The organism is Phenylobacterium sp. VNQ135, from assembly GCF_049445735.1.
Classification (GTDB): Bacteria; Pseudomonadota; Alphaproteobacteria; order Caulobacterales; family Caulobacteraceae; genus Phenylobacterium.
The window spans coordinates 238,932-256,954 of sequence record NZ_JBMSDS010000002.1; the positions used below are offsets into that span (position 1 = coordinate 238,932).

General features: G+C 69.8%; 19 protein-coding genes. 5 read left to right on the forward strand and 14 right to left on the reverse strand.

All coding sequences use genetic code 11. The features are described 5' to 3' along the window. Positions 1-3 precede the first annotated feature (3 nt). Both ACO2Q0_RS06905 and ACO2Q0_RS06910 read right to left on the reverse strand, forming a co-directional pair. A complete protein-coding gene (locus tag ACO2Q0_RS06905) occupies positions 4-1,275 on the reverse strand; it encodes a polyhydroxyalkanoate depolymerase (protein ID WP_423350764.1) in 1,272 nt (423 codons plus the stop codon). A gap of 73 nt (positions 1,276-1,348) precedes the next feature. Further along, on the reverse strand, positions 1,349-1,960 hold the full coding sequence (locus tag ACO2Q0_RS06910) for an SCO family protein (protein WP_423350765.1): 612 nt from the start codon (positions 1,958-1,960) through the stop codon (positions 1,349-1,351). A gap of 103 nt (positions 1,961-2,063) precedes the next feature. Here ACO2Q0_RS06910 and ACO2Q0_RS06915 point away from each other — a divergent pair, with 103 nt between their 5' ends. Then, positions 2,064-3,398: an ActS/PrrB/RegB family redox-sensitive histidine kinase gene (locus tag ACO2Q0_RS06915; RefSeq protein ID WP_423350766.1), complete on the forward strand. Its 1,335-nt coding sequence runs from the start codon at positions 2,064-2,066 to the stop codon at positions 3,396-3,398. Positions 3,399-3,482: 84 nt separating this feature from the next. Beyond that, positions 3,483-4,040, forward strand: coding sequence for an ActR/PrrA/RegA family redox response regulator transcription factor (locus ACO2Q0_RS06920; protein WP_423350767.1), 558 nt, complete (start codon positions 3,483-3,485; stop codon positions 4,038-4,040). On the opposite strand, the gene mmcB is transcribed toward ACO2Q0_RS06920, so the two are convergent. The 4 genes from mmcB to ACO2Q0_RS06940 all read right to left on the reverse strand — a co-directional run bounded on the left by mmcB (position 4,037) and on the right by ACO2Q0_RS06940 (position 6,755). Next, a complete protein-coding gene (gene mmcB / locus ACO2Q0_RS06925) occupies positions 4,037-4,492 on the reverse strand; it encodes a DNA repair putative endonuclease MmcB (protein WP_423350768.1) in 456 nt (151 codons plus the stop codon). The genes ACO2Q0_RS06920 and mmcB overlap by 4 nt on opposite strands. 71 nt (positions 4,493-4,563) lie before the next feature. After that, positions 4,564-5,691, reverse strand: a complete 1,128-nt coding sequence (locus tag ACO2Q0_RS06930) for a ferritin-like domain-containing protein (RefSeq protein ID WP_423350769.1) — start codon at positions 5,689-5,691, stop codon at positions 4,564-4,566. Positions 5,692-5,806: 115 nt separating this feature from the next. Further along, a complete protein-coding gene (locus ACO2Q0_RS06935) occupies positions 5,807-6,214 on the reverse strand; it encodes a metallopeptidase family protein (RefSeq protein ID WP_423350770.1) in 408 nt (135 codons plus the stop codon). Further along, positions 6,207-6,755, reverse strand: a complete 549-nt coding sequence (locus ACO2Q0_RS06940) for a hypothetical protein (protein WP_423350771.1) — start codon at positions 6,753-6,755, stop codon at positions 6,207-6,209. Before ACO2Q0_RS06940 ends, ACO2Q0_RS06935 begins: the two co-directional genes overlap by 8 nt. Positions 6,756-6,857: 102 nt before the next feature. Between ACO2Q0_RS06940 and ACO2Q0_RS06945 the strand changes: the two genes are divergently transcribed. Continuing rightward, complete coding sequence (locus ACO2Q0_RS06945; RefSeq protein ID WP_423350772.1) at positions 6,858-9,176, forward strand: ATP-binding protein; 2,319 nt, start codon at positions 6,858-6,860, stop codon at positions 9,174-9,176. A gap of 68 nt (positions 9,177-9,244) precedes the next feature. Further along, complete coding sequence (locus ACO2Q0_RS06950; RefSeq protein WP_423350773.1) at positions 9,245-10,312, forward strand: sensor histidine kinase; 1,068 nt, start codon at positions 9,245-9,247, stop codon at positions 10,310-10,312. On the opposite strand, the gene ACO2Q0_RS06955 is transcribed toward ACO2Q0_RS06950, so the two are convergent. Genes ACO2Q0_RS06955 through sdhC form a run of 6 tightly spaced genes read right to left on the reverse strand, consistent with a single transcriptional unit; the run spans position 10,309 to position 15,327 of the window. Next, positions 10,309-10,629, reverse strand: coding sequence for a 2Fe-2S iron-sulfur cluster-binding protein (locus tag ACO2Q0_RS06955; protein WP_423350774.1), 321 nt, complete (start codon positions 10,627-10,629; stop codon positions 10,309-10,311). The genes ACO2Q0_RS06950 and ACO2Q0_RS06955 overlap by 4 nt on opposite strands. Before the next feature lie 20 nt (positions 10,630-10,649). Continuing rightward, positions 10,650-11,876 (reverse strand): NAD(P)/FAD-dependent oxidoreductase, encoded by a 1,227-nt coding sequence (locus ACO2Q0_RS06960; RefSeq protein ID WP_423350775.1) that lies wholly within the window; start codon positions 11,874-11,876, stop codon positions 10,650-10,652. A 58-nt stretch (positions 11,877-11,934) separates the two neighbouring features. After that, positions 11,935-12,717 (reverse strand): succinate dehydrogenase iron-sulfur subunit, encoded by a 783-nt coding sequence (locus ACO2Q0_RS06965; RefSeq protein ID WP_423350776.1) that lies wholly within the window; start codon positions 12,715-12,717, stop codon positions 11,935-11,937. Positions 12,718-12,738: 21 nt separating this feature from the next. Then, on the reverse strand, positions 12,739-14,526 hold the full coding sequence (gene sdhA / locus ACO2Q0_RS06970) for a succinate dehydrogenase flavoprotein subunit (RefSeq protein WP_423350777.1): 1,788 nt from the start codon (positions 14,524-14,526) through the stop codon (positions 12,739-12,741). Between the two features lie 7 nt (positions 14,527-14,533). Then, positions 14,534-14,920, reverse strand: coding sequence for a succinate dehydrogenase, hydrophobic membrane anchor protein (gene sdhD, locus ACO2Q0_RS06975; RefSeq protein ID WP_423350778.1), 387 nt, complete (start codon positions 14,918-14,920; stop codon positions 14,534-14,536). Further along, the gene (gene sdhC, locus ACO2Q0_RS06980; protein ID WP_423350779.1) at positions 14,920-15,327 is read right to left on the reverse strand and encodes a succinate dehydrogenase, cytochrome b556 subunit; all 408 of its coding nucleotides are present in this window, start codon (positions 15,325-15,327) and stop codon (positions 14,920-14,922) included. Before sdhC ends, sdhD begins: the two co-directional genes overlap by 1 nt. A gap of 173 nt (positions 15,328-15,500) precedes the next feature. Here sdhC and ACO2Q0_RS06985 point away from each other — a divergent pair, with 173 nt between their 5' ends. Further along, positions 15,501-16,382, forward strand: a complete 882-nt coding sequence (locus tag ACO2Q0_RS06985; RefSeq protein ID WP_423350780.1) for a LysR substrate-binding domain-containing protein — start codon at positions 15,501-15,503, stop codon at positions 16,380-16,382. Here ACO2Q0_RS06985 and ACO2Q0_RS06990 read toward each other — a convergent pair. Together ACO2Q0_RS06990 and zapE are read right to left on the reverse strand one after the other, a co-directional pair. Next, on the reverse strand, positions 16,379-16,801 hold the full coding sequence (locus ACO2Q0_RS06990) for a DUF1801 domain-containing protein (protein ID WP_423350781.1): 423 nt from the start codon (positions 16,799-16,801) through the stop codon (positions 16,379-16,381). The two genes, ACO2Q0_RS06985 and ACO2Q0_RS06990, sit on opposite strands and share 4 nt — an antisense overlap. Before the next feature lie 14 nt (positions 16,802-16,815). Beyond that, the gene (gene zapE, locus ACO2Q0_RS06995; protein WP_423350782.1) at positions 16,816-17,940 is read right to left on the reverse strand and encodes a cell division protein ZapE; all 1,125 of its coding nucleotides are present in this window, start codon (positions 17,938-17,940) and stop codon (positions 16,816-16,818) included. Positions 17,941-18,023: the final 83 nt, after the last annotated feature.

Sequence of the window (18,023 nt, forward strand, 5' to 3'; positions counted from 1 at the left end):
TACTTAGGCAGCGACGTCGCCCATGTCGAAGGCCTGATCGGTGCGACGGATGAACGCCCGGACCCGCGGGTAGATCTCCTCGCGGAAACGCTTGCCGTTGAAGACGCCGTAGTGGCCGACGTGCGGCTGGACGTAGTCCTCCTTCAGCTCGGCCGGGATCGACGAGCAGAGGTCGTGCGCCGCCTGGGTCTGGCCGATGCCTGAGATGTCGTCGTTCTCGCCTTCCACCGTCAGCAGGCCGATGTCCGAGATCCGGTCGGGACGCACGTGGCGGCCGCGGTGGTAAAGCTCGCCCTTCGGCAGCAGGTAGCGCTGGAACACCACGTCCACCGTCTGGAGGTAGAACTCCTCGGTGAGGTCGAGGACCGACAGGTACTCGTCGTAGAACTCCAGGTGCTTCTCGGCGCTGTCGCCGTCGCCGTCCATCAGCTGCTGCAGGTAGCGCAGGTGCGCTTCCTGGTGCTTGTCGAGGTTCATCGACATGAAGCTGGCGAGCTGGACGAAGCCCGGATAGACGCGCCGGCCCATGCCGGGATACGGGCCCGGCACGGTGTAGATCATGTTGCTCTCGAACCAGGCGAAGGGCCGCTCCTCGGCCAGCCGGTTCGTGACGGTAGGCGACAGGCGGGCGTCGATCGGCGAGCCCATGAAGGTCATGGAGGCCGGGCGGCTCTCCTCGCCGTCCTCGCTCATCAGCGCCGCGGCGGCGAGCACCGGCGGCCCGGGCTGGCAGACGGCGACGACGTGCGGGCGCGGCCCCAGGGCGCGCAGCATCTCGCGCACGTGGTCGATGTAGTCGTGGAAGTCGAAGCGGCCTTCCATCATCGGCACGTCGCGCGCGTTCGACCAGTCGGTGATGAACACCTCGTGGTCCTGCAGGAAGGCCTCGACCGTGCCCCGGAGCAGGGTGGCGTAGTGGCCCGACAGCGGCGCGACGATCAGCACCGCCGGCTCCAGCTCGCGACGGCCGGCGCGGCGCAGGTCGGCGCGGTCGCGGGCGAAGTGGGTCAGCCTGGCCCAGGGGCTCGACCAGACCTCGGTCGGGCGGACCCGCACCTCCTGGCCGTCGATGGCCACCTTGTCGATGCCCCAGGCCGGCTTGCCGTAGCGGCGGGTCAGGTTGGTGACGAGATCCGAGACGGCGAACAGCCGGCGGCCCGCCTCGGTCTCGGCCGCCGGATTCAGCGGCGAGCTCCAGAACTGGCGGGCGGCGAGGGCCGCAAAGCGGAATGGCGTGGAGGCGTGATAACCCGCCTCGTAGAGGGTGTAGAGCATGGACGCCCCATTATGCTGCGTCGCAACATAACATGTGAAGCGTAAAGAAGCTCCACACGCTTAAGCTGTCCGATCAGCAGCTTTCGGCGTTCGGGCCGGCCTTCATCGCGGCGGCGATCTTCGCGGCGGCCTGCTCGGGCGTCAGTTCGTACGGCAGGACGCAGACGAAACGGCCCTTGGGGCTCATGAGGTAGGTGTAGGAGGCGTGGTTCACGAGGTAGTCCTCGCCCTCGCCCTGCTTCGAATAATAGACGTGATAGGCCCTGGCGGCCCGATCCACCTGCGCCGGCGTGCCGGTGAGGCCCACGAGCTGCTTCGGGAAGGCGTCGTTCTTCACATAGGCGGCCACCTGCTCGACCGTGTCGCGCTGCGGGTCCACGGAGATGAAGACCGTCTGCAGGTCCTTGGCCTGGCCGCCCAGGAGGCGCTCCACCTCGGCCATCTCGAACAGCGTGGTCGGGCACACGTCCGGGCAGTGGGTGAAGCCGAAGAAAACCGCGCTCCACTTGCCCTTCAGGACATCCTGGTCGACGCTGGCGCCCGATGTGTCGACCAGCTGGAACGGTCCGCCCACGGCGGCGGTTTGCTCTCCCGAACCAAGGACGCCGCGACGGACCGCGAGGCCGGTGAGGATGGCGAGCGCGACAGCCAAGACCGCGACGAGCGCGAGGACACGCCTGGACATGCTTGCCTCCCTTCCTGCCTTTTCGAACGAGCGGCGCGGCCGCTCCGACGGGGCCTGAGCCGCGATGCCCGCAGCACCTGCGCACACGGCGGCGTCCGGTCCAATGGAAGGCGGGGATAGGACGGGCTCGCAGACCGCGCAAGGCGTGTGGGACCAGGCCGACGTCAGCCGCAGCCACCTGAGGGTCCGCACCCTCGTCACGCTGCGCTGGTGGGTGCTGGGGGCGCAGGCGGCGCTGCTCATCCTGCTGGGCCTCGGGCTGCGTTATCCCGCGCCCTACCTGCTGGCCGGCCTGATCGTGGGCGCCTGCGTCGCCTGCAACCTGGTTATCAGCCTCGTCTGGCCGCTTCAGCGGGTGACGAGCGATCGCGAGGGCATGGCCCACCTGGCCGCGGACGTCCTGCAGATCGCAGTGTTCCTGGGCCTGGTCGGCGGGACCGCGAACCCCTTCATCGTGCTGCTGATCGTGCCCGTGGCGCTGGCCGCCGCGACCCTGCCGTGGCGGGCCGTGCTGGCGGTCGGCGTGCTGGCCGCTTCGGCCACCCTGGCGCTGGTGTTCCTGTCGCTGCCGTTCCCGATGTCGGAGCCGCCCTGGCTGCCGCTCGAGCATCGGCTGGTGGCCGGCGTCGCCACCGTGATCGCCATGGGCCTGGTCGCCGTCTACGTCCGCCAGTCGGCCGAAGAGGCGGCGAGGATGGCCCTCGCCCTCGACGTCACCCAGGCGGTCCTAGCCCGCGAGCAGAGGCTCTCGGCCCTGGGCGCGCTGGCCGCCGCCGCCGCGCACGAGCTGGGCACGCCCCTCGCCACCATCTCGATCGTGTCGAAGGAGATGGTCCGGGAAGCGCCCACGGCGCAGGTCAAGGAGGACGCCGAGCTGCTGATCGCCCAGGCCGAACGCTGCCGCGAAATCCTCAAGCGGCTGTCGGAGACGCCGGACCAGGCCTCGGACGAGGTGCACGAGCGTCTGTCGCTGCGCCAGCTCGTCCAGGAGGTGATCGAGCCGCACGCCGCCATCAAGGACGTCCGGGTCGAGGCGATCGTCACCGGGGCCAAGGGCGTGAAGACCCCCGATATCCGCCGCCTGCCGGAAATCCTGCACGCCATGACCACCTTCGTGGAGAACGCCGTCGACTTCGCGACCTCGGAGGTGCTGGTCACCGCCCGGTTCGACGCCGACACTGTTTCGATGGAAGTGCGAGACGACGGGCCGGGCTTCGCGCCCGACATCTTGGCGAAGCTGGGCGAGCCCTATGTCACCAGCCGCCCCGGCGTGGAGGGCGGCCGCACGGGCCACGTCGGCATGGGTCTGGGATTCTTCATCGCCAAGACGCTCCTGGAACGGACCGGCGCCCAGGTCGCGTTCCAGAACGGCAAGCCGCGCGGCGCCGTGGTTTCGGCGCGCTGGCCCCGCCAGACCATCGAGGCGCCGAACGCGTGAGCGCAGCCAAGCTTGCGGAAATGCGTTCAGGTGCGACAGACTGTCGCAGTACAACCATAGGGAGCCCCTGCCCGGGGTCCAAGCATGACCGACCTGTCTTCCGACATCGCCGCGCTTCCTGACAAATCCCTGCTGGTCCTTGATGACGATGCGCCGCTGCGGAACCGGCTGGGGCGCGCCTTGGAGCAACGCGGCTTCGAGCCCACGCTGGTGGGCAGCGTCTCGGAAGCCATCGCCGCCGTCCGCGCCAAGCCGCCGGCCTACGCGGTGCTCGACATGCGCCTGGAGGATGGTTCGGGCCTGAAGGTGGTGGAAGCGGTGCGCGACGCCCGGCCGGACGCCAAGATCATCATGCTGACCGGCTACGGCAACATCGCCACGGCGGTGCAGGCGGTGAAGGCCGGGGCCGTGGACTATCTCTCGAAGCCGGCCGACGCCGACGACGTGGCTCGCGCGCTGCTGGCCCGCGGCGATGCGGCGCCGGCCCCGCCGGAAAACCCCATGAGCGCCGACCGGGTCCGCTGGGAGCACATCCAGCGGGTCTACGAGCTCTGCAATCACAACGTCTCCGAGACGGCGCGGCGGCTCAACATGCACCGCCGGACCCTCCAGCGGATCCTGGCCAAGCGCGCGCCGCGCTAGAGGGCGTTGGTCTCCACGCCCGCGGCCGTGAGGGCGGCGAGGCGGGCGAACGCCAGAGTCAGCGCCTTGCGCCGCGCGCCCGCGAGCGGCGTCACCGGCGCCTCGCGCAGGATCGCGCCGCCGAAGCCGTCGGCGACGATCAGGCCCGGCTCGTCCGGCAGGATGTCGCGCGGGAACTCCGGCGCCACGGCGAAGGCGAAGGCGTCGCAGTACGGCAGGTACTCGTGCCACTTCTGGTCGGTGCGGAAGTCGTCGACCCCCGACTTCACCTCGACGATGAACACCTCGCCCTTGGGGCCTAGCGCCATCAGGTCGGCGCGGCGGCCGTTCGGCAGGGTCACCTCTGCGAGCGGCGCATAGCCGAGCGCCGTCAGGAAGCGCGCGGCGCCGCGGGTGACGGCGGCGGTGGTCTCGGGCCGGGAAAAGGCGACGACGGTGACGGACACGTCCATGGCCGCCACTCTGTTCCGCCTACGTTCCAGAGGCAAGCGCCGCCGCCAGGTTTTTCGGCGGCGGCCCGGCCCTATTCGGCGGCGATGAGGACCTGCTTCGCGCGATCCTTGAAGTTGATCTCCTGGAGGTACTTGATGCCCTCCTCGGCGATGTCGTCGCCGACCATCCGGTCGCCCTCGCCGCGCAGCTCGTCGAGGTCGACGTAGGTGGCGTAGAACGCCTTGGTGCGGTCGGTGACGATCCCGGCGTTGACCAGCGTCTTCACGAGCACGCGGAAGATGTTGGTCTGCTCCTTCATGTTCTGGCGGCGGGTGTCGTCGGTGACGATCTGCGCCATCTCGGCGATCACCCGCTCGGGGTCGAGGCCAAACGCCTCGTAGAGGTCGCGCTGCTGGGTCGGCGCCACGAGATTGAAGAGCAGCGTCTGGAAGCAGTGCGCCGCCCACATCTCGATGATCTCGTGTTCCTTCTCGGTCAGGTGCGGGATGGTCCGGTCGGCCCAGATCTTCCCGAACTTGTGGTGGAAGGCCTCGTCCGTCATCACCAGCTGGGTCAGCTTCTTCGCCAGCGGGTCGTTGGTCTTGGCGTAGATCGTGGCGAAGGCGCCCATGGCCAGGCCCTCCACCAGCATCTGCATGCCGATGATCTTCTTGTAGACCTCGGGGCTGCCGATGATCTCGACCAGCAGGGCCTTCAGGGTCGGGCCGCATTCCACCGGCCGGCCCCAGCGCGCCTTGATGTACTTCGCGAAGGCCGTGACGTGGCGCGCTTCCTCGCGGGTCTGGTTGGCGGCGTACTCCTGCGCGCCCTGGTCCTTCAGCACATGGCAGAGGCTGGCCGACAGGTTCAGCGCGCCCTGCTCGCCGTGCAGGATCGAGGAGAAGGTGCGCAGCGTCGACTGGTTCACGAACCGGACGCGCGTCTTGTGGTCCTTGAGGTGGTTCGAGACGTAGTCCGTCTGCAGGGAGACGATCATCTCCTCCGGGAGGATCATCTCATTCTCCATGTCGAACGGCTCGGAGAAGTCGATGTACTTGGCGTCCAGCGGATCCCAGAAGTGGTCATGGGTCGCCGAGATGATCTTGTCGAAGGCCGTCGAGCGGGCGTTGTAGCGGTCGAGTTCGAGCATCGACTCGAAGTCGTCCGGCGCCACCGCGTCGTAGATGATGTCCTTGGTGATGTTGCCGTCGGCGGCCATGTGCTTCGCTCCTACCCTGTCGTGCGGCGCGCCCCCGCCGTCTCTTGAGCGGCAGCATGTGGCGGGACCGGCGTTCAGTCAAACAAAATGACGCCCCCGTCAGGTTTGCCCGCGACTACTCCGCGGCCGCCTCGATGGCGTGGATGTCGGCGTCGGACAGGCCGAAGTGGTGGCCGATCTCGTGCACCAGCACGTGGCCGACCAGCTCCTCCAGCGTGACGTCGCCGCGCTCGGCCCATTCGTCCAGGATCGGCCGCCGGTAGAGGAAGACGCGCGACGGTTGGGGCGAGACGTCGAACACGGACCGACGTCCGAGGTCGACGCCCTGGTAGAGGCCGGTCAGCTCGAAGGCGTCCTCGATGCCGAGCTCGTCCAGCACCGCCTGCTCGGGGAAGTCGTCGACGCGGAACACCACGTCCCCCGCCAGCCGGCGGAAGCCTTCCGGAAGATCTGCGAAGACGCGTTCGGCGATCGCCGCCAGGTCGTCCAGCGAAGGGGCGCGGCCCACGCGAAGCTCACTCATCGGGCATCACGATATGCGGCGCCTCGGGGGGGCGTGTCTCGAACAGGCCGATGTCCAGCGGCTGCTGCGGCTTGACGGCGCGCAGTGGGGCGCGGGCGATGGCGCGCAGGGTCTCGGGTTCCAGGGCCTGCCTGGACTTCCGCGCCTGGCGGGCCTGCGGCGCTTCCAGCGGGCGTTCGGCGGTGGGGACGCGCCAGTACGAGACCGTTAGCCGCCAGGCGGTCTGCGGCGGCGGCGCGGGCTTGGGCCAGCGGCGGCCGTCCTCGTACGTCGGCTCCACGGGCCCGGGCGGCCGGCCGGCCTCGGCCACCACCTGCTCGACGAGCTGGCAGTAGCGGTCCCCGGGCTCGGAGGGCTCCAGCCGCTCGGCGTAGGCCGCTAGGGCCGCCTCGCGGGTCGGGAACGCCGGCCCCGCCGGATCCGTGGTGAAGGCCACGTCCCCGCCGGCCCTGCGCCGGGCCTCGCTCTCGCGAGCCGCCCGGCCCAGCGGGCGGGAGAGCGCCTGCTCGGCGTTCGTGGCGACGGGATAGAGGATGGTCATGCGCCCATTCTTGCGAACTTTCCTCCACATAGGAACGCGCCATCACGTGCGGCAGGGCGTGACCCGCCGTAAGCTCCGAGGGAGTGATTCGCCGGGGCGGGGATGAGTTCGGACCAACTGATCCTGGCGGCGGCGGCCGGCGCGGTGTCCCTGGCCATCTCCGCCGTCCTTTGGGCGCTGGCGCAGCGCCGGCATAACCAGACGCGCCTGGACGAACTGACCGCCAGGCTCCGGGGCCTGGAAGCCCGGGCCGAGGCGGCGACGGCCTCGGCCGAGGCGTTCGATTCCGCCCTGCTCGCCGTCGAGGACGGTCAGGCCCTGCTGGCCTCCGGCGAGGAAAGCCTGGCGATCTGCGCCGAGGCGCTGGGTCTCGCCGAGGCCGAGCCGCAGGCGCTGCTGAACGCCCTGATGCGCGCCGACCCCGATCATGCCCGACGGCTGCGGGCCCTCTTCGAACGCGGCGAGCCTTGCGCCTTCGAGGTGCAGGGATCGGGCGGGGCGGTGGCGGTCGAGGGCCGCGCGGCCGGGGCCGTGGCCTGGCTGCGGGTCTCGGGCGTGCTGGGCGAGGACGCCGGCCTGCCGACGGCGCCCCGGTTCGCCGCCTTCCTGAGCTCGCGCGCCTGCCCGGCGTGGATCGCGGCCGCCGACGGCTCGCCCGTCTGGGTCAACGGCGCGTGGCTGAAGGCGGTGGGCGCCGAGAGCCTCGACGAGGCCGCCGGGCGCGGCGCGGCCTTCGACCGGGGCGCGGACGCCGTCGCGTCCGAGGCCGCCAACCTTGGCCAGAAGCGCGAGGCCGTGCGCTGGCTGTCGCTGGACGGCCGCCGGCGGGCCTTCCACATCGTCGCCCAGCCGCTGGAAGGCGGCGGGGTCGGCGTCTGGACCGACGACGTCACCGAGCTGGAGGAGCTGCGCGAGCAGCTCAAGCGCAACATCGAGGCGCACGACCAGACGCTGAACCGCATCGACGACGCCGTCGCCATCTTCGGCGAGGGCCGGCGGCTGATGTTCCACAACACGGCCTTCGCCGAGCTCTGGGGCCTGGAGCCCGCCTGGCTCGAGGAACGGCCGACGCACGGCGAGGTGCTGGACCGCCTGCGCCAGCGCCGCCGCCTGCCCGAGACCGCCGACTACGGCAAGTGGAAGGCGGCCGAGCTCGACCGCTACGAGAAGCTCGGCGAAGAGCCGGACGACATGTGGAGCCTGCCGGACGGGCGCACGCTGCGGGTCGTCCGCCAGCCGCACCCGATGGGCGGCATGCTGGTGCTGTTCGCCGACATCACCGGCGAGCTGAAGCTCAAGACACAGTACAACGCCCAGATCCAGATCCAGCAGGCCACGCTGGACAAGCTGTCGGACGCGGTGGCGGTGTTCGGCTCGGACGGGCGGCTTCGCCTGCACAACGAGAGCTTCGAGCGCTTCTGGGGCATCGGCCATGAGAAGCTGGAAGCGGCCGGCGACTTCGAGGGCGTCGTCGAACTCTGCGTGCCCAAGCTGCACGACATGGGCTTCTGGCGCGAGCTGAAGGGCCGGGTCGCCGACCCCGATCCCAGCGCGCGGACGCCGATGACCGGCGAGACCCGCACCTCCGACGACCGCATCGTGGAATATCGCTCCCGGCCGCTCCCCGACGGCGCGACCCTGATCGCCTTCACCGACGTCAGCGACGCCCGGCGCCTGGAGAGCGCGCTCGCCGACCGCGAGGCGGCCCTGTCCGAGGCCGAGCGGCTGAAGCGCGATTTCGTCGGCAACGTCTCCTACGAGCTGCGCACGCCGCTCACCACCATCATCGGCTATTCCGAGCTGCTGGAGCATTCCGGCGACGCCCTGCCCGAGCGCTCGCGCGGGCACGCGGCCGCCGTGAAGTCGGCGGCCACCCAGCTGGCCCGCTCCATCGACGACGTGCTGGACATGGCCCAGATCGACGCCGACGAGATGGCGCTCGACCTCGCCGACGTGAACGTCGCCGAGCTGCTGATCGGCGTCGTCAGTCGCTGGCAGAGGCCGGCCGAGACGGCGAAGGTCTCGCTCGTCATCGAGCGGCCGGACGACATCGGGCTGATCCGCGGCGATGCCCACCGCCTCGGCCAGATCCTGGATCACCTTGTGGAGAACGCGCTGACCCAGACGCCGGCCGGCGGCACGGTGACGCTGGCGGCCCGCAAGGCCCTGGGCGAGATCCAGCTGCAGGTGTCGGACACCGGCCGGGGCATCCCGTTCCACGTGCAGGCGCACATCTTCGACCGCTTCATCGGCCGCGAGCGCGGTGGGCCCGGACTGGGCCTCGCGCTGGTGAAGGCGCTGACCGAGCTGCACGGCGGTTGGGTGGCGCTGGAGAGCGAGCCCGGCGCGGGGGCGCGCTTCACCTGCCACCTGCCCGAGGGGGCCGAGGCGGTGACGACCCAGCGGGAGCTGGCGCTCTAGCCGAACGTCGGCGAGGCCATCAATTGACGCCCACGGCTACGTTTCCGGCCGGGTCGCGTTCATGCCGCATGGAGCGACCCTCGGCCTCGTCCGCCAGCCCGATCGACCCCCGTCTGGCGGAGCAGATCGTCCAAGGCGCCATCGACTACGCGATCTTCACGCTGGACTTCGAAGGGCGCGTCGCCTCGTGGAGCAGCGGGGCCGAACGCATCCTCGGCTATTCCGCCGACGAGGCTATCGGGATGGACTTCGCCGTCCTGTTCCTGGAGCCCGACCGCGCCGCGGATCGTCCGGCGGAGGAGCTGACGCGCGCGATCCACGACGGTCGCGCCGAAGACACCCGTTGGCACGTCCGCAAGGACGGCCAGACCTTCTGGGCGAACGGGGTGACCATGCGTCTGGCGGGCGCCCCGACGCTCGTGAAGGTCATGCGCGACGAGACCTCGGCCAAGCTCGCGGAGGACCAGCGCGTCCTGCTGCTGAACGAGCTGAACCACCGCATCAAGAACACCCTGGCGACCGTACAGTCGATCGTCGAACAGACGCTTCGCACCGCAGGGGTCGATGCGGCCACGCGCGAGACGCTCACCGATCGGCTGATGGCCCTCTCCGAGGCGCACAACGTGCTGGTCGCGGAGAGCTGGGCCGGCGCCGACCTCGAGGCCGTTCTTCGCCGAGCCCTGTCCCCGCATCAACGGACGGACGGCTCGCCCTTCGAACTGGAAGGGCCGCCCGTGCGGCTCAGCCCACAGCAGGCGGTGTCCATGTCGCTGGTCGTCCACGAGCTGGCCACCAACGCGCTGAAGTACGGCGCCCTGTCGGTCCCGAGCGGCCGCGTCGCGGTCACCTGGAACCTGGGGTACGACGAGCGCGGCGCGAGGCGCCTGGTGCTGCTTTGGCGCGAGGCCGGCGGACCGGCCGTTCAGCCGCCCGCGCGGCGAGGCTTCGGCAGCCGGCTCATCGAACGCAGCTTCGATCCGTCGCGCGACGGGCAGACGCGGCTGCTCTACGAGCCCGACGGCCTGCAGTGCGTCCTGGAACTCCTGCTCTCAGGGTCCGAGGAGCTTCCGATCCTGGAGGTGCGGGGCGATCCTGCCGCAGGAGCGGCTTCGACCACCTCGCGACGCCCGGCCTAGTGCTGGCTTTCCGGCATGCGGACGACGAGGCCGTCCAGGTCGTCGGAGACCTTGATCTGGCACGAGAGCCGGCTGTTCTCCTCGACGCCCTCGGCGAAGTCGAGCATCGACTCCTCCATGGCCGAGCGCGTGCCCGTCTTGGGCAGCCAGGCCTCGTCCACATAGACGTGGCAGGTGGCGCAGGCGCAGGCCCCGCCGCAGTCGGCGTCGATGCCCGGGATATTGTTCTTCACCGCGCCTTCCATGACCGACAGGCCCGGCTTCACGTCAATCACGTGCTCGGTTCCGTCGTGCTCGATGTAGGTGATCTTGGCCATGGATCCTCTCGCGGCCGCGTCTAGGCGGCGACCTCTTTCATGGAAATGGACGTGTCGGCAAGCTTGGCCTTGTCGACGGGCTTGCGGTTGAGGATGAGCTGCTTGCCCATCATGAACTCGGGCGGGGCGTTGATCGCCTCCACCGCCTGGAGCTGGTCCCCCTTGAGGTGGAAGACGGCGAACCTGGCGCTCGCCGGATCGCCGCGCAGGATGATCTCGTCGGCGTCGAAGGGGTAGCCGGCGATCTGGAGCTTCAGGTCGTACTGGTCCGACCACTGCCAGGGGCATTCGCCGGCCGGGCGCGGGCGGCCGGTGATCGCCGAGGCGGCCTGCTTGGCCTGCTCCAGGGCGTTCGGCACGCTCTCCATGCGGAACATGCGGTCGTAGATCGGCATCGGCCGGTGGGCGACGTCGCCGATGGCGAAGATCGAAGGGTCCGAGGTGCGCGCGTCGAGGTCGACCACCACGCCGCGGGCGGTCTCCAGCCCCGCGTCGGCGGCGATCTCGTCGTTCGGCGCCGCGCCCACGCCCACCACGACGGCGTCGCAGGCGATGGTGCGGCCGTCGGCCAGCTTCACGCCCGTGACGCGATCTTCGCCCTCGAAGCCCACCACCGAGCAGCCGAGCTCGAAGCGGACGCCATGCTTCTCGTGATAGCTCCGGAAGAATTCCGACAGGGCGTTGCAGGCCACGCGGGCCAGCAGGCGCGCCTCTCGCTCCAGCACCACGACCTCGGCGCCCAGGGCGCGCCCGGAGGCGGCGACCTCCAGGCCGATGTAGCCGCCGCCCACCACCGCGAGCGTCTTGCCCGGGCCGATGGCCGCCTTCAGCGCTTCGGCGTCGGCGGCCGTGCGCAGGGCCATGACGCCCGGCAGGTCCGCGCCCGGGATCGGCAGGGCGATGGCCCGCGCGCCGGTGGCGAGGATCAGGATGTCGTAGGAAAGCGTCGAGCCGTCGGAGAGGACGACCGTCTTCTCGCTGCGCTTGAGCTCCACGCCGCGGACGCCGGGCCGGAAGTCGATCCCGTGTTCGGCGTAGAATTCGAGCGGCTTCAACGCCAGCGAGTCCGCGTCCGCCTCGCCCTTCAGCCAGGCCTTGGAAAGCGGCGGCCGCTGATAGGGCGGGATCGGCTCCTCGCCCACCAGCGTGATGGGACCCTCATGGCCGTACTGACGGAGCAGCGCCGCGGCCGTGCCGCCGGCATGGCCGGCGCCCAGGATCACGATGTGGGCCTGCGGGTCGCTCATGGAACCTCGTTGCCCAAACTTGACGGCGCCGTCAACTTTCCGCCTGGAAAGGTGACCGTTAGACCACCCGCTCCACGAGCATCTTCTTGACCTCGGCGATCGCCTTCGCCGGGTTCAGGCCCTTCGGGCAGACCTGGGCGCAGTTCATGATCGTGTGGCAGCGGTACAGCTTGAACGGATCTTCCAGGTCGTCGAGGCGCTCGCCGGTGGCCTCGTCGCGGGAGTCGATGATCCAGCGGTAGGCGTGCAGCAGGGCGGCCGGACCCAGGTACTTCTCCTGGTTCCACCAGTAGCTGGGGCAGCTCGTCGAGCAGCAGGCGCAGAGGATGCACTCGTAGAGGCCGTCCAGCTTCTCGCGATCCTCGGGGGACTGCGCCCATTCCTTCTGCGGCTCGGGCGTCTCGGTCTTCAGCCAGGGCTCGACCGAGGCGTACTGGGCGTAGAACAGGGTCAGGTCCGGGATCAGGTCCTTCACCACCGGCATGTGCGGCAGCGGGCTGATCGCGACCTTGTCGCCCGGGCACTCGGCGTGGCCGTGGGTGCAGGCCAGCGTGTTGCGGCCGGCGATGTTCATCGCGCACGAGCCGCAGATGCCCTCCCGGCAGGAGCGCCGGAACGTCAGCGTCGGATCGATCGTGTTCTTGATGTGGATCAGCACGTCCAGGACCATGGGCCCGCACTGGCTGACGTCCACGTCATAGGTGTCCCAGCGCGGGTTGGCGCCGCTGTCGGGATCGTAGCGATAGACCTTGAACGTCTTGACGTTCGCAGCCCCCGCCGGCGCCGGCCAGTGCTTGCCGGCGGTGATGCGGGAGTTCTTGGGAAGGCGGATTTCGGCCATCTCGGATCTCTTCCTTCCGCCTTAGTACACGCGCGCCTTGGGCGGGAACGGCGCGATCTCGTTGGTCATGGTGTAGTCGTGCACCGGACGGTAATCGATCTTCACCGCGCCCGTCCGGTCGTCGAACCAGGTGAGCGTGTGCTTCATCCAGGTCTTGTCGTCGCGCTCGGGGAAGTCCTCGTGCGCGTGGGCGCCGCGGCTTTCCGTGCGGTTGTGCGCGCCGGTGACCGTGACGACCGCCTGGCCGATCAGGTTGTCCAGCTCCAGCGTCTCCATCAGGTCGCTGTTCCAGATCAGCGAACGGTCGGTGACCTTCAGGTCCGGCCGCTTGGACGCCACGACGTTCATGCGCTTGACGCCCGAGGCCAGGGCCTCACTCGTCCGGTAGACCGCCGCGTCCTCCTGCATCGCCATCTGCATTTCGAGGCGCAGGGCGGCCGTGGGCGTCGAGCCCTGGGCGTAGCGGAAGCGGTCCAGGCGCGCCAGGTGCGCCTCGGTCATGTGGTCCTTCAGCTCGGGCTGGGTGGCGCCGGCCTTGACCGTGTCGGCCGCCCGCAGCGCGGCCGAGCGGCCGAACACCACGAGGTCGATCAGGCTGTTGGAGCCCAGGCGGTTGGCGCCGTGGACGCTGACGCAGGCCGCCTCGCCGACAGCCATCAGGCCCGGCACCACCTGGTCGGGGTTCTTGCCGGCCTTGGTCACGACCTCCGAGTAGAAGTTCGTCGGGATGCCGCCCATGTTGTAGTGCACGGTCGGCAGGACCGGGATCGGCTCCTTGGTCACGTCGACGCCCGCGAAGATCTTGGCGCTCTCCGAGATGCCCGGCAGGCGCTCGGCCAGGATCTTCGGATCCAGGTGGTCGAGGTGCAGGAAGATGTGGTCCTTCTTCGGGCCCACGCCGCGGCCTTCGCGGATCTCCATGGTCATGGCCCGGCTCACCATGTCCCGCGGGGCCAGGTCCTTCACGGTCGGCGCATAGCGCTCCATGAAGCGCTCGCCCTCGGAGTTGGTGAGGTAGCCGCCCTCGCCGCGCGCGCCCTCCGTGATCAGACAGCCCGCGCCGTAGATCCCCGTGGGGTGGAACTGCACGAACTCCATGTCCTGCAGCGGCAGGCCGGCCCGCAGCACCATCCCGCCGCCGTCGCCGGTGCAGGTGTGCGCGCTGGTGGCCGAGAAGTAGGCCCGGCCGTAACCGCCGGTGGCCAGGATCACGAGCTGGGCCTGGAACCGGTGCAGGGTGCCGTCGTCCAGCTTCCAGGCGGTGACGCCCCGGCAGACGCCCTCGTCCATGATCAGGTCGAGGGCGAAGAACTCGATGAAGAACTCGGTGTCGTGGGCCAGCGACTGGCCGTACATGGTGTGCAGCATGGCGTGGCCGGTCCGGTCGGCCGCCGCGCAGGTGCGCTGGATCGGGGCCTCGCCGAAGTTCCGCGTCATGCCGCCGAACGCGCGCTGGTAGATCTTGCCGTCGGCCGTCCGCGAGAACGGCACGCCCCAGTGCTCCAGCTCATAGACCGCCGCCGGCGCGTTCCGGCAGAGGTATTCGATGGCGTCCTGGTCGCCCAGCCAGTCCGACCCCTTGACGGTGTCGTACATGTGCCAGCGCCAGTCGTCCTCGCCCATGTTGCCCAGCGACGCCGAGATGCCGCCTTGCGCGGCGACGGTGTGCGAGCGGGTCGGGAACACCTTGGTGATGCAGGCCGTCTTCAGCCCGGCCTGAGCGCAGCCGAGCGCGGCCCGGAGGCCCGAGCCGCCAGCGCCGACGACGACGACGTCGAACTTGTGGTCGATGAATTCGTAGGTCGACATCGGTCTCTCACGCGCCTCCCAGCGCGACCTTCAGCACGGAGAAGACGGCGAGCGCGCCGGCCAGTCCGCAGACGAAGAGGTTCAGGAGCAGGAGGCCCGTCTTGGTCAGGGTCTTGTGGATGTAGTCCTCCACCACGACCCGCAGGCCCGAATGCATGTGCCAGAAGCTGATGGCGAGCGTCAGCACCATCAGCGTCATGTTCAGGGGCGAGCCGATCCACTCGACGGCGCCATAGTAGTCCAGGGCGGCCAGCCGCATGACGGCGTAGATGGCCCACAGCGTCAGCGGGATCAGCGCCACCGCGCCGACGCGCTCGCCGATCCAGTGGCCGACGCCGTGCTTGGCGGAGCCGAGGCCGCGGGCGCGGGAAAGGGGCGTGCGATAGCTGGCCATCAGAACGCCCCCGCCATGCCGGCGATCACCCACACCGCGAGCGTCGCGGCGACCGTGAAGGCGATCACGCCCACGCCCGAGGCGTTCGCGCTCTTCACGTCCAGGCCGAAGCCCAGGTCCCAGGTCAGGTGGCGGATGCCGTTGCCCAGGTGGAAGAAGGCCGCAAGCGTCAGGCCGAACAGCACGACCTTGCCGAGGATGGAGCCCATCACCGCCTTGTAGGCGCCGTAGGTGTCGGGGCCGGCGGCCAGCGAGATCGCCCAGGCCGCCGCGATCAGGGCTGCGCCGTAGAGCGCGATGCCCGTGAAGCGGTGCAGGATCGACGTGGCCATGGTGAGGTGCCACCGCCAGATCGTCGTGTGCGGCGACGTCGGTCGCTCCCGCACCACCCTCGAAGCCTCAGCCATTCCTGCCCTGCCGTCCAAAAGTGTTCGAAGCTGGCCCGCTTGTAAGCCTGCGACCTGCGGTGTCAACGCAAGCTCGGCGCAGCATGCCTTCCTTCGCAAGCGCCGAAGTTTGCGCGCTTCAAGCTTCTGCACAATCTGTCTTTCCTGTAGCTTTCCTTCGCAGGAGACGAAGGATGCGGTTCGACCTGACCGACTTGCGCCTGTTCTGCGAAGTGGTTGACGCAGGGTCCATCACGGCCGGCGCCGAGAAGAGCGCGCTGGCGCTCGCGGCCGCGTCCACCCGGATCCGCAACATGGAGGCCGCGCTCGGCGCGCCCCTGCTCTCCCGCTCGCGCCAGGGCGTGGCGCCCACACCCGCCGGGCGCATGCTGCTGAAGCACGCCCGCACCATCCTCGCCCAGCAGGCCCGCATGCGGGAGGACCTCTCGGCCTACGCCGGCGGCTTCTCGGGCGAGGTGAAGGTGCTGGCCAACACCAACGCCCTGACCGAGTTCCTGCCCGAGGCGCTCTCCAGCTTCCTGGCCGACCACCCGCACGTCAGCGTCGACCTTGAGGAGCGGCTCTCCGACGAGATCGTGGGCCTGATCGCCGAGGGCGTCGGCGACATCGGCATCGTCGCCGGCACCGTCGAGGTGGGCGCGCTCCAGACCTATCCGTTCCGATCCGACCGCTTCGTGGTGGTCACCGCCACGCGCCATCCGCTCGCCACCCGGCGCAGCGTCACCTTCGCCGAGGTGCTGGACTACGACCTCGTCGGGCTCGAGCGGTCGAGCTCGCTCCAGCGGTTCCTCACCGCCAAGGCCGCCCGCGAGGGCCGCCCGCTCAAGCTGCGCGTCCAGCTCCGCAGCTTCGACGCGGTCTGCCGGCTGGTGGAATGCGGCGTGGGCGTGGGCGTCGTGCCGCGCACCACCGCCCACCGCTCGTCGCGCACCATGGCGCTCTCGATCGTCGAGCTGGACGACGACTGGGCGCAGCGCGAGCTGAAGATCGTCCTCCGCGCCGAGGACGAGCTTCGGCCCTACGCCCGGCAGCTGGTCGCGAGTCTGCGCGGCTAGGCGGCCGGATAGGTCCTGTCGGTCCAGGCAACGGCCTCGGCGGTCATCTCCTCGAGGACCGAGAGGTCAATGTCGGAGAGCTTCTTGACGTAGATGCAGCCCTTGCCGTGCGTCGTCTTGCCCAGCCGGGCGAGATGCTCGGACAGGCGTTCCGCATCGCACGTCAGGTACAGGCTGATCGCCGCCTTGCGGGGCGAGAAGCCCACCTTGCACATCCGTCCGCCGTGGCCGCTTTCATAGCGGTACGCATAGCTGCCGAAGCCGATGATCGAGGCGCCCCACATCGTCGCGGGCTCGCCCGTGACGCGGGCCATGAGCTCGGCGATCACGCGCGCCTCCTCCCGCCGGCGGTCGGATTCCAGGCCGTCGATGAATTGGTCGACGGTCATGGCGGTCGGTTTGGTCTTGATCTCGGCCATGGGCCGAGTTTGGCCTAACCCCGGTCTTCGAGCCAGTCCGCCGAGCGCATCTCCTGCAGCCGCGAGGCCGTCCGCTCGAACTCGAAGGCGCCGTCGCCTTCAGGGTAGAGCTTGATGGGCTCGGCCTCGGCCAGGACGACCAGCCGGGTGCGCGCCTCGTAAAGGGCGTCGATGAGGATGACGAACCGCCGCGCCTCCTCCCGCCGGCTGGGCGTGAGCTTCGGCACGCCTTCCAGGAACACCGTGTGGAAGCGTTCGGCGAGGGCCAGATAGTCGTTGGGTCCGAGCGCCACCGAGCAGAGGCTGGCGAAGCTCGCGCGCAGCAGGCCGCCGGTCGCGTGTGGGAATTCGATCCGCCGGCCCAGCACCTCGAGGGTCTCGCCGGTCTCCGGCTCCGGCCCCAGCATCTCCGCCCACAGCCTGTCGTACTGGCGCTCGTTGTCGGGATCGATGGGCGAGAACCAGGAGCCCGCCGCCCGCAGGCGGTCCAGCCGGTAGTCGTGCGGCCCGGCCACCGAGACCACCTCCACCTTCGACGTCAGGAGGTCGATGAACGGTAGGAAGAGCTGGCGGTTGATGCCGTCCTTGTAGAGCTGGTGCGGCTCGCGGTTCGAGGTGGCGACCAGGGTCACGCCGCGATCGAACAGCGCCTCGAACAGCCGCCCCAGGATCATGGCGTCGGCGATGTCGGTGACCTGGAATTCGTCGAAGCAGAGCAGGGTCGCCTCGCCGGCCACGACGTCGGCCACGGGCGGGATCGGGTCGTCGCCCTTGGCTTGGCCGAAGCGCGCCTTGCGCGCCGCCGCATCGCCCTTGCGCCAGGCGTCGATCAGGCGGTGGATCTCGCCCATGAAGACGTGGAAGTGGGTGCGGCGCTTCTTCGCCACGGGCGCGGTCTCGAAGAAGAGGTCCATCAGCATGGACTTCCCCCGCCCGACCGGCCCCACGAGATAGACGCCGCGCTGCCCCTCGGGCGCGGCGCGGCGGAACAGCGTCTTCAGCCCGCCGCCGGGCTGGGCGTTCGCGAGGTCGCCCTCCAGCCGCACGAGCGCCGCGAGAGCGGCCGCCTGCGCCGGGTCCGGACGGATCAGGCCCTCGGCGATACGGGCGTCGTAGGCGGCTTTCAGCGCGGAGGGCATCGGGCCTCGGCCTAAAGGCGCGAAGCGGCCGACGCAAGGAACAGCCGCGCGGCCACGGGGTTCAGATCATGACCAGCAAGAAG

Coding starts and splice junctions, on each gene's coding strand:
- ACO2Q0_RS06905 (WP_423350764.1), bottom strand. CDS start 1,275: ATGCTCTACACCCTCTACGAGGCGGGTTATCACGCCTCCACGCCATTC.
- ACO2Q0_RS06910 (WP_423350765.1), bottom strand. CDS start 1,960: ATGTCCAGGCGTGTCCTCGCGCTCGTCGCGGTCTTGGCTGTCGCGCTC.
- ACO2Q0_RS06915 (WP_423350766.1), top strand. CDS start 2,064: ATGGAAGGCGGGGATAGGACGGGCTCGCAGACCGCGCAAGGCGTGTGG.
- ACO2Q0_RS06920 (WP_423350767.1), top strand. CDS start 3,483: ATGACCGACCTGTCTTCCGACATCGCCGCGCTTCCTGACAAATCCCTG.
- mmcB (WP_423350768.1), bottom strand. CDS start 4,492: ATGGACGTGTCCGTCACCGTCGTCGCCTTTTCCCGGCCCGAGACCACC.
- ACO2Q0_RS06930 (WP_423350769.1), bottom strand. CDS start 5,691: ATGGCCGCCGACGGCAACATCACCAAGGACATCATCTACGACGCGGTG.
- ACO2Q0_RS06935 (WP_423350770.1), bottom strand. CDS start 6,214: ATGAGTGAGCTTCGCGTGGGCCGCGCCCCTTCGCTGGACGACCTGGCG.
- ACO2Q0_RS06940 (WP_423350771.1), bottom strand. CDS start 6,755: ATGACCATCCTCTATCCCGTCGCCACGAACGCCGAGCAGGCGCTCTCC.
- ACO2Q0_RS06945 (WP_423350772.1), top strand. CDS start 6,858: ATGAGTTCGGACCAACTGATCCTGGCGGCGGCGGCCGGCGCGGTGTCC.
- ACO2Q0_RS06950 (WP_423350773.1), top strand. CDS start 9,245: ATGGAGCGACCCTCGGCCTCGTCCGCCAGCCCGATCGACCCCCGTCTG.
- ACO2Q0_RS06955 (WP_423350774.1), bottom strand. CDS start 10,629: ATGGCCAAGATCACCTACATCGAGCACGACGGAACCGAGCACGTGATT.
- ACO2Q0_RS06960 (WP_423350775.1), bottom strand. CDS start 11,876: ATGAGCGACCCGCAGGCCCACATCGTGATCCTGGGCGCCGGCCATGCC.
- ACO2Q0_RS06965 (WP_423350776.1), bottom strand. CDS start 12,717: ATGGCCGAAATCCGCCTTCCCAAGAACTCCCGCATCACCGCCGGCAAG.
- sdhA (WP_423350777.1), bottom strand. CDS start 14,526: ATGTCGACCTACGAATTCATCGACCACAAGTTCGACGTCGTCGTCGTC.
- sdhD (WP_423350778.1), bottom strand. CDS start 14,920: ATGGCCAGCTATCGCACGCCCCTTTCCCGCGCCCGCGGCCTCGGCTCC.
- sdhC (WP_423350779.1), bottom strand. CDS start 15,327: ATGGCTGAGGCTTCGAGGGTGGTGCGGGAGCGACCGACGTCGCCGCAC.
- ACO2Q0_RS06985 (WP_423350780.1), top strand. CDS start 15,501: ATGCGGTTCGACCTGACCGACTTGCGCCTGTTCTGCGAAGTGGTTGAC.
- ACO2Q0_RS06990 (WP_423350781.1), bottom strand. CDS start 16,801: ATGGCCGAGATCAAGACCAAACCGACCGCCATGACCGTCGACCAATTC.
- zapE (WP_423350782.1), bottom strand. CDS start 17,940: ATGCCCTCCGCGCTGAAAGCCGCCTACGACGCCCGTATCGCCGAGGGC.